9 protein-coding genes are annotated in these 8,438 nt (G+C 62.1%); 2 read left to right on the plus strand and 7 right to left on the minus strand.

Features of this window, described 5'->3' with window-relative positions; all coding sequences use genetic code 11:
* On the plus strand, window positions 1–1,377 hold a 1,377-nt coding region (locus tag F0Q34_RS21200), incomplete at its 5' end, for an HNH endonuclease domain-containing protein (protein WP_149814366.1).
* A gap of 58 nt (window positions 1,378–1,435) precedes the next feature.
* On the opposite strand, the gene F0Q34_RS21205 is transcribed toward F0Q34_RS21200, so the two are convergent.
* The 4 genes from F0Q34_RS21205 to F0Q34_RS21220 form a co-directional block, all read right to left on the minus strand.
* A complete protein-coding gene (locus F0Q34_RS21205) occupies window positions 1,436–1,675 on the minus strand; it encodes a hypothetical protein (protein ID WP_149814367.1) in 240 nt (79 codons plus the stop codon).
* Window positions 1,668–2,249: an HNH endonuclease gene (locus F0Q34_RS21210; protein ID WP_206668125.1), complete on the minus strand. Its 582-nt coding sequence runs from the start codon at window positions 2,247–2,249 to the stop codon at window positions 1,668–1,670. Before F0Q34_RS21210 ends, F0Q34_RS21205 begins: the two co-directional genes overlap by 8 nt.
* Before the next feature lie 1,357 nt (window positions 2,250–3,606).
* Complete coding sequence (locus tag F0Q34_RS21215; protein WP_149814369.1) at window positions 3,607–3,885, minus strand: hypothetical protein; 279 nt, start codon at window positions 3,883–3,885, stop codon at window positions 3,607–3,609.
* Window position 3,886: 1 nt separating this feature from the next.
* The gene (locus tag F0Q34_RS21220) at window positions 3,887–4,906 is read right to left on the minus strand and encodes a hypothetical protein (RefSeq protein WP_161600992.1); all 1,020 of its coding nucleotides are present in this window, start codon (window positions 4,904–4,906) and stop codon (window positions 3,887–3,889) included.
* A 425-nt stretch (window positions 4,907–5,331) separates the two neighbouring features.
* Here F0Q34_RS21220 and F0Q34_RS21975 point away from each other — a divergent pair, with 425 nt between their 5' ends.
* Window positions 5,332–5,493: a hypothetical protein gene (locus F0Q34_RS21975; RefSeq protein WP_161600993.1), complete on the plus strand. Its 162-nt coding sequence runs from the start codon at window positions 5,332–5,334 to the stop codon at window positions 5,491–5,493.
* A gap of 244 nt (window positions 5,494–5,737) precedes the next feature.
* Here F0Q34_RS21975 and asd read toward each other — a convergent pair whose 3' ends face one another.
* The 3 genes from asd to F0Q34_RS21230 all read right to left on the minus strand — a co-directional run bounded on the left by asd (window position 5,738) and on the right by F0Q34_RS21230 (window position 8,065).
* Complete coding sequence (asd, locus tag F0Q34_RS21225; protein WP_149814371.1) at window positions 5,738–6,589, minus strand: archaetidylserine decarboxylase; 852 nt, start codon at window positions 6,587–6,589, stop codon at window positions 5,738–5,740.
* Between the two features lie 559 nt (window positions 6,590–7,148).
* Complete coding sequence (locus tag F0Q34_RS22715) at window positions 7,149–7,415, minus strand: ribbon-helix-helix domain-containing protein (protein WP_370751328.1); 267 nt, start codon at window positions 7,413–7,415, stop codon at window positions 7,149–7,151.
* Window positions 7,415–8,065, minus strand: coding sequence for a ParA family protein (locus F0Q34_RS21230; protein WP_241665622.1), 651 nt, complete (start codon window positions 8,063–8,065; stop codon window positions 7,415–7,417). The genes F0Q34_RS22715 and F0Q34_RS21230 overlap by 1 nt, the downstream gene beginning before the upstream one ends.
* Window positions 8,066–8,438 lie beyond the last annotated feature (373 nt).

Raw genomic sequence — 8,438 nt, forward strand, 5'->3', positions numbered from 1 at the left:
CAGCATGTCCCACCTGGCCAGCGGGTCCGTGCCTTCCGCAAGCTCTGCGCCCTGCTCAAGCCCGGCGGGCTGCTGGTGCTGACCCTGCGCCATGGTCCCGCCCCGGAGGGCAGTGGCATGCACCCGGTCTCCACCGGCGAGGTGGAGGCCCTGGCGCGTGACCATGGCCTGATGCTCCTGCGGCAGCTGGCGATGCCGGACCAGCAGGGCCGGCCGGAAGTGTCCTGGACGGGCGTGGCGCTGCGCCTGCCGGATGACGGCACGGGTGCCCTGCCCCTGCTGCGCCACGTCATCCTCAATGACACCAAGAGCTCCACCTACAAGCTCGGCCTGTTGCGGGTGCTGTGCCGGGCGGCGGAGGGCGCGGCGGGCCTGGCCGAGCCGGAGGGCGATGACTTCGTCCAGCTGCCGCTCGGCCTGGTCGCCCTGCTCTGGCTGCGGCTCTACCTGCCGCTGGTCCGGTCCCGCCTGCCGCAGGCGCCGGGCAATAGCGGACCGGACGGGCTCGGCTTCGCCAAAGAGGGCTTCCGGACGCTGCTCGAGGGGGTGGTTCCGGCGGCCGACCTGCGGATCGGCCAGCGCTTCAGCGGCGCGGCGGCCAAAGCCCTGCACGCGGCGCTGGGTGACGCGGCCCAGACCATCACCCGGATGCCGGCCACCTTCATGACCTATCCGCGGGGTGGCGCCATCCTGCCGGTGAGCCGAGGACGGGCGGGTGCCGCACCAGAAGCCCTGCAGCTGGACGCGGCCTACCTCGCCTCCTTCGGCACGCTGCGTGTGCCGCTGCATCTCTGGCGCGCCCTGCAGCGCTTCGCGGCCTGGGTGGAGCCGGCGCTGGTCGCCGAGTGGGTGCGGCTGATGGGCGACTATGCCAGGCGCCGGGGCACGACGCTGGACCCGGGCACCGCCGCCGCGGCCATGTGCTGGTCGGATCCCGAGCGGGACGTGGCGGTGCCGCGCCGCCTGGCGCTGCGGCTGGTGGAGCAAGGCGACACACTCCGCTGCGCCTGGACCGGGCAGGCGCTGACGGCGCAAACGCTGGACATCGACCACCTGTTCCCCTGGTCGGCCTGGCCCTGCGGCGATCTGTGGAACCTGCTGCCGGCACACCGGGTGGTGAACCAGCGGCTCAAGCGCGACCGGCTGCCCTCCGCCGCGGCGCTGGCCAGCGCGGAGGAGCGGATCCTGAGGTGGTGGCAGGCGGCCTATCTCGGCACGGAGGATCGGCTGCTGCCAGTGCGCTTTGGGCAGGAGGCGCTGGCCAGCCTGCCGGGGCTCGGAGTACAGGCCGATCAGCCCGGGCCGGTCTACGCCGCCGTGGGGCTGCAGCGCATGCGGCTGCACCATGACCAGCAGGTGCCGGAGTGGACGCCATAGGATGCTGTCCGGATGCGCTGGCCAGACGCCCGAGTGAAGACCCTCTCTGCAGCGCTGGTCAAAGCACCACGTCAGGCGGCGGTCCACGGCGCCAGCCGCCGGCGAGCCGCTCGATCGTCCAGGCGCGCAGCGGTCGGCCGCGCCGGACTGCTTTCCAGAGCAGGGCCGCCTCCATCCCGCCATTCACGCCCGACAGGTACGGTTCGGCTTCCATGCCGAAGGCCTCCCGGTAAGCCAGAAGAGCCGGCAGGACGACATCAGAGGGCGGCGGCGGGGGATAGCCGAGCGATTCAGTCATCGCCTGAGACGCCTTTCGCACCCAACATCGAGCCGGAATGGTCACGGCGCCAAGAGCCTATCTGAGGGCCGAGCTTCTCCTGGCGCATCTCCAACGCTCTCCTGCTGGGTCCAAGCGCTTTGTCGGCAGGGATCCTCAGAACACGGCCGTGCAGCGCGCGATAGACCGGGTCCGCGATGTCGGGATGGACCAGGACTTCCAGTGAAGCAGGATCGACGCCGATCCTCGCACAGTCGAACAGTGTGTGGATGTCCGCCCGCAGGAGCAGGCCGTTGCTGACCTTGTTCGTCCATTGCCCACGGTAGGGCACGATGTGCGCGGCTTCGAGCACGGCCAGGACGTCACAGCCAGTGATGGCGCAGCGCCCGCCATAGGCGCTGAGCAACCGGTTCCGGAAAGCAGCCTGGCCGCGACGGGCGCGTATCGTTCGCTTGATATGGTCTTCAGCGTCTGCCTCGGTGACCGAATCGAAGCTGTCTTCATCCGCGGCCTCCTCAGCGATCGGTTCAGATCCTTCAGGAGCCGAGCCGCCAACCTCAACCTCAAAGCCGAGCCGTTCCAGGGCTCGCTGCACCGTGGCCGCGCCGCCGGAGAACTCCGAGGCTTTCAGGGCTGCCGCCGAAGGGTTCTGATACCTGAAGGCGACACCGACGATCGCCTTCGACGGATAGGTGAGACCCTCATAGGTCAGGTGGTAGCTGTTCTGCGATTCAAGAATTTGATTTTGCAGGATAATTAAAGTCTCCCCCCTTATTGCGAAGATACAACAGATTTGTGAACTTGAGCTTGTCGTTTATCCTATAAATTGGATCCTCTGTCGGACGATGCCCTGAAAGATGACTGCGCCGGAGGTCCAATTGCGTCGCTTTATCTGCAATCCAGAGCGGAGTAGGCCGGCGAATGTACAAGAGCGCTAGCCGCTTCCAGAATGCTGTACGCCTGTCTCTAGGCGGTGATGTTCTGACGCGTCACGGATCGGAGGGCGGTGCCGGATCCCCAAGGCAACGTGTCACATCAACAGATATCCCCAGCTTCCAAGAAGTGGAGGCGCTGGGCGATCGACTGAAGGATCGACGCGCATTCCTAGATGCCACTCGGAACCAGATTAATAATCTTCGGTCAATTGGCTATCGTCGATCTTCCGATCTCGCTCGAGAGCTAAATCGTCGGGGTTATCGGAATGCTGCCGGTCGCCATTGGGATGAGCGCTTGATTCAATTCATGATGTTTCGCTTGTCACCTTGTGACAAGGCGCCTTCACATCCTTTCGACCAATATCGACAGCCTAAATCATCGCCTCGCGCTCAGGATCTTCAAACATCAGTCCCTCCGATGCCGCGACTGGGTGGAGGAGTTAATCGGCGTAGCGTCGAAGGTAAGATCTGGCTAACTCTCCCTAATCGATCACCGTCGTCTCTATCTGCTGCACTCGGCGAAGCGGCAGAAGACGTCCTGCAGGCTTGTCAGGCACAGCAGGTTCACGACGCTCTCAGGTTGACCCTGTTCTGCCATCAGCCGGTGCCTGAGCCACTTCTAAAATGGCTAATGCCGCAACATCCGAGTGCGAGTGTGACGCTGATGCTGGCGAGCATTCCAGCAGAAGGGAGAGCAACAATGACGTTGCATCCCACTATCTCTGATGCTTTGCGGTGCTGCGCTGTGAGCAAGTTGACCTTGTATTATGAACGGCGCGACGATCCTGCCGACGGTCGTTATCAAGCGGAGCAATTTGACTCTTCGCATTCCTCGAGTGGTTTAGGAAAGGATGCGAGTCTTTCCTTTCGGATCAGAAGTGATGGAGGAGGTTGCCGCAAGGAACTGCCAGCCGCCTTACTCTCAAACCACCTCAAGTCCGGTGGCTGGCGTGTCGAGTACCTATGGTCAGCCTTCTCGGAACGAGGCGGATCCTGACGCGCTGGGCAGACAAATCTTCATCGCCGCTTCATCCTCTGGGTTCGCCAGGCGGTGGTGATAACCCTTCCGCCTTCGTCACAGACGACGTAGGCATCCAAGTACTGTTCCAGGGCGGCATGGATCCGGTCGCCCAGGAGATGCTTCGTACGACGGCGAGCGGCCTTGTCCATGAAGTAGACCTCGGCGCCATTGTGGCGCATGGAGGAGCCCTGCTCCATCAGCAGGCCAATGACGAAGGGCGGAATGGCGCGGCCTTGTCGGCGAGCCACGGCATGGCGGGTCTCATGGTGATCCATGTCACGCCGCCTCCTTCAGGATGGCCGCCAACTGCCGCTCGATCTCCGCCTTGCTGACCAAGACCCAAGGCCCCCGCGCTCGAACGATGCCCCAGTTGCCGGCGCTGTTGCGCCGACGCCAGCGTGCAACCTCCATATCTGCAAGAGCCTTCAATGCGTCGAAGAAATCGCTGTGCTGCTCTTCCGACCCTTTGGCGCCCACTGTGATGCTGATGCCGGGTCTGCCCTTCGCAGGTCGCACGACGTGCTGGGGCATGAAGGGCGTTCCCTCGGCATCCTGAGGAACAAGGACATTGCTCCTGTCGCCTGCTCCCGTCACAAGAATCCTGTCGAACGGCGCCTGGTTGTCCTGGAGGTTCTTCCAGCGCGAAGGACAGAATTCGCGCCTGCGCTTCAACCACGCTTCGGCCTGAGTGGAGGAAACCCTTCCCGCTTTATCCAGGTTCAGTTCACCGAGGCTGACAGCGTTGCGAACGGCGTTGAGTGACACGCCAGAAAGAAGCCGAATGCCTTCAAGCGTAAGGCTTCCGCCGAAATCGATCGCTGCACGGGCCGCAACGCCTTCCCAGATGGCCAGATAGTCCTTGCCAAAAATGGTTTCGGCACAGGTAGCCAGGACACGGCCATGCGCGATGATCTTCTCAACGCGCCGCCTGCGATCATCGAGCGAAGGTGCCCCTTCGTACGGCTCGTGCGGTGCAATACCTTGGCCGGCATACTCCGCGCCATCACGCCAAAGCTGAGTCACTTCAATGTCCGGAAGGTCGTCCAGGTATTCCTTCCACCCCCGACGATCGGCTTCCTCATAGGTCTGGGATGAACAGGTAACCGGAGCACCAGTCCCAATACCGTTCAACAGCAAGCTGCACATCGCAGCATGCGCGGCTTCCTTGCCGAAGGTGAGCTCGAACACCTCTCCGACCCGGTAAAGGCCATCTGTGAGGGTGTGCGCGATCCGCTCATGCAAAAGAGAAAGCGCTTCATCGTCATGAGGCAGGGTCATCAGTTCTCTGTGGGGCATTTATGTATCTCCTTATATTTTTGCCTCTAACATGACTTCGGAGATCGGAAAAGGGCTTTTTTGTAAAATAAGCACTATTTGCCTCTTATGGAGCCCGCAGGGCTGAGAAGCGCTGCCAGTCACTTGTTTGTTCTTGGTTAGTTCTCAGAATCGCGTTTAGCGTCGTGCTCATGCCCGACCCCTCCAAGCCCCTGCTTTCCCCATGCCTCTCTGCCTCCGGGCTTTTCCGCCGCCTCTGCAGAGGAGTTAGCGGACGCCCTGGCCTATGCGCTGCGCTATGACGAGCGCGGCAAGCCACGCTCCCCCGGTGGCCGCTGGTCGCCAGCCTCGCCGCCGAACATTTGGTGAAGCATCTGGAGCGCTCCGGCTTCCTGGTGCTGAAATTGCCACCCGCCCGGCCGCACAGCGCCGGATAAAACCCTCCCATGCCAGCTCCGGACGCTGTGCTGCGCAATCTCCAGTTCAGGCTCGCCAGGATCGAGCGCGGCAGGCCGGAGGATACGCCGCCATCGCTTTCTCTTTGTGCCCCGATCGATGCGCATCTGCCCGAGGGCGGGTTGGCCTGGGGCGCGCTGCAGGAGATCTAGGCGCGGATGGAACATGAGCTGCGGCTGATCGCACCGCGCGCAGGAACGTCTCACCCAGGACAAGGTGGCGCGAATACGCTTCTAAGTCGGCTTCGAAGGATCCAAGGGAGGCTAATCTTATCGCTGATCGTGTCCACCCATTGATGCTTTTCCCGACATGTTGTTAAACCGAATTGGATAGCCGCTTATCGTTCTATAGGAATGGCAGCCGGCTAAAGGTGCCACGTATGGGTGCCAAAGATGCTCAGGCCAAGCGATTGCCCATCCATTCGCCGAGGCGCACCGAGCGTTCCGGCGCCCAATCTTGGTTGAAGACGATGGTGTTCTGCTTAAACAGCATCACGATTGTCGAGCCGAGAAGGAAACGGCCCATCTCCTCTCCTTTTCTCAGTACGATGCCCTGGTCAGTATAGCTCCATTCGGAAACCTTGCTGATGCGCGTTGGATTAACCACGCCATGCCACACCGTGGCCATGCTGCCGACGATAGTGGCGCCGACCAGCACCATCACGAACGGACCGTGTTCCGGCGACTCGAACACACACACCACGCGCTCATTGCGCGCAAACAGACCTGGCAGGCCGCGCGCGGTGACCGGGTTCACCGAAAACAACGCGCCCGGCACGTAGATCATGCGCTTGAGCTCGCCGTCACACGGCATGTGCAGGCGGTGATAGTCCTTGGGAGACAAATACAGGTTGGCAAAGCTGCCGTGGCGAAACCGGGCCGCCAGGGAGGCGTCGCCGCCGATCAGCTCGATGGTGGTGAAACGGTGGCCCTTGGCCTGCAGGATGTGATGCTCGTCGATTGCACCGAACTGGCTTATCGCGCCGTCCACCGGACAGACGAAGTCAGCCGCCGCGAGTGGACGGAGGCCGGGCTTGAGCGGGCGGGTGAAGAATTCGTTAAAGCTCCTGTAGCTCGCGATCTCCGGATTTTCGGCTTCGCTCATGTCCACGCCATACTTGCGCACAAACCAGCGGATCAGCCCGGTCGTCATTGAACCTCCTTGCGCCCCGGCGATGCGGCCGGCGAGCGTGGTCAGACGCCGCTTCGGCAGGAGGTGCTGGAGCAGGACGTTCAAGCGGTCGGACATGGCAAAGCTCGAGTTGAGGAGATTATCATTATAGCGCCATGAACGCCGGCATACCGAATGGCCTCCCCTCTCCGCCATCTCGAATGCATGGTCATCGCGGTGGCTTGGAGCAAGCCGCGCCGGCCGGAATACGAGCACTTGTGCAAGCTCTATGACTAGGCTCAGCCCGCCGCAGGCGCGTTGGTGGAAGAAGCGCAGCACAATGTGGGCAGGAGGTCGTCACTGCCGCTGGCGTGTGGGCGCTGAAGCTGCGGTGGGACAATAGGTCCCATCTAGGGGAGTAGTTTGGAGGGTTAATTGAGTAAGCAAGGTCAACCCTCGCCCGGCCCCCTCGTTGCTGCCGTCCGCGACAAACTCCCAGCCTCGTTGAGGGGGCATCGCCGCCTATGGAACGACCCAGGGCCGGCAGGATCTGAGCCGGGAAGAATGGCTCCAGCACGCGTTTGAAGGGGCGCTGGACTTGGTGCTGTATCTGAGGCGGTTGACTGAGGAAGAGGGCAGATCCCACATGTCGACGTGAAGACACGCCTACACGTTGGCATGTTGGGGTGTCGACGTCTTATTCCTTGGTCTCAGCGATCCTGGCCAAGCCACGTGATTGGAAAAGCAGGTTCAGCGCCTCTGTCATGAGGTGCTGAAGCCTCTTGCCCTCATCTAACCCAAGACGGTCAAGCTGTCGCTTGGTCGTAGCGTCGACGAAGAAGGCCACTTGGCGCTTTCCCTGCCTGGATGGGGCTACAGGGGCCTTGCCGGGAGCTACCTCCTCGGCGGCAGCTGCAGCCGACCTTGGTAGAGCATTGAGCTTAGGACGACCGCGCAGAGCCATCACACACCTCGACGCGCCGACGTGTCGACACGTAGACGTGCAGACATGTCGTCATAGAGTTTCGAAACTTCCTGCGAGGCCTTTCCACCCGGTTCGTACTCCGCCGCAGTACTGCCGTTGGCCAGACAGTGCCGAAAGGCCACACGGTAGGAGATGACGGCCGGGGACACCTCCGCTCCCGTCTCCTTCACCACGGCCACCGCGTCGGCCACGACGCTGGAGTTCTCGCGAGGAGGGGCCGCGTTGATCACCACCACTACCGGCCGCTTCAGCGCTAGGCAGAGGTCCACTGTGGCGTTCAGAGCGTCCAGATCGAACTGTGCCGGCTGGCAGGGGCTGACCACCAGATCGGCTGTCTGAGCAACTAGCATCGTGGTTCGGTCAGCATTTGGCGCGGTGTCGACAAAGGCTAACTCATAGCCCTCTGCCTTGGCGTCCTTCAGGGTCTGCCCCAGGTTCGAAGCGTGGATGGCTTCAACATCTGGTGCCGCATCCCCCCTGCGCTGTGCCCAATTGGTCAGGTTCCCCTGAGGGTCTAGATCCAGCAGGAGCGTCTTAACCCCACGAGACGTTGCCTCAGTCGCCAGATGGACGGCGAGGGTGGATTTACCTGCACCACCCTTCTGGCTCATCAGCGCGATAACATGCATTCCATGTCCCCAACATGTCTACGTGAAAACATGTCTACATGTTGGAAGCGCGTCAATCGTCTGGATTCAGCTGCTTGAGGCTTCGACATGTCGTCGTGTCGACATGTCTACGTGGGTGAGTTTGCCTTTGAGTGCAGTGTCTTAGTTGCTGTTGGAGCGATGCCACATTAGGGTTTTGCCACAGCCAGGAGATTGCCGAGCAGCCCAGAGCCCTGAAACGAAAAAAGCCCTCACGGCGCCAACCGTAAGAGCTTTCCGTCACCGCCGAGAGGCAGGAGCAACAAAAATATGCCCCTGCATCCTGCCTCACCAAGCCTCCTTTCGCAAGCGCCAACTTGCGGAAATGCCTGAGGCTTGTCCGGCGGCTGACGGT

The sequence above is a fragment of the Teichococcus oryzae genome, assembly GCF_008386565.1.
GTDB classification, from domain to species: domain Bacteria; phylum Pseudomonadota; class Alphaproteobacteria; order Acetobacterales; family Acetobacteraceae; genus Pseudoroseomonas; species Pseudoroseomonas oryzae.

Excerpts from the sequence above, each read along its gene's own strand:
- F0Q34_RS21205 (WP_149814367.1), bottom strand. The coding sequence starts at position 1,675 with ATGACTGAATCGCTCGGCTATCCCCCGCCGCCGCCCTCTGATGTCGTC.
- F0Q34_RS21975 (WP_161600993.1), top strand. The coding sequence starts at position 5,332 with ATGCCAGCTCCGGACGCTGTGCTGCGCAATCTCCAGTTCAGGCTCGCC.
- asd (WP_149814371.1), bottom strand. The coding sequence starts at position 6,589 with ATGTCCGACCGCTTGAACGTCCTGCTCCAGCACCTCCTGCCGAAGCGG.
- F0Q34_RS21230 (WP_241665622.1), bottom strand. The coding sequence starts at position 8,065 with ATGCATGTTATCGCGCTGATGAGCCAGAAGGGTGGTGCAGGTAAATCC.
- F0Q34_RS22715 (WP_370751328.1), bottom strand. The coding sequence starts at position 7,415 with ATGGCTCTGCGCGGTCGTCCTAAGCTCAATGCTCTACCAAGGTCGGCT.
- F0Q34_RS21215 (WP_149814369.1), bottom strand. The coding sequence starts at position 3,885 with ATGGATCACCATGAGACCCGCCATGCCGTGGCTCGCCGACAAGGCCGC.
- F0Q34_RS21220 (WP_161600992.1), bottom strand. The coding sequence starts at position 4,906 with ATGCCCCACAGAGAACTGATGACCCTGCCTCATGACGATGAAGCGCTT.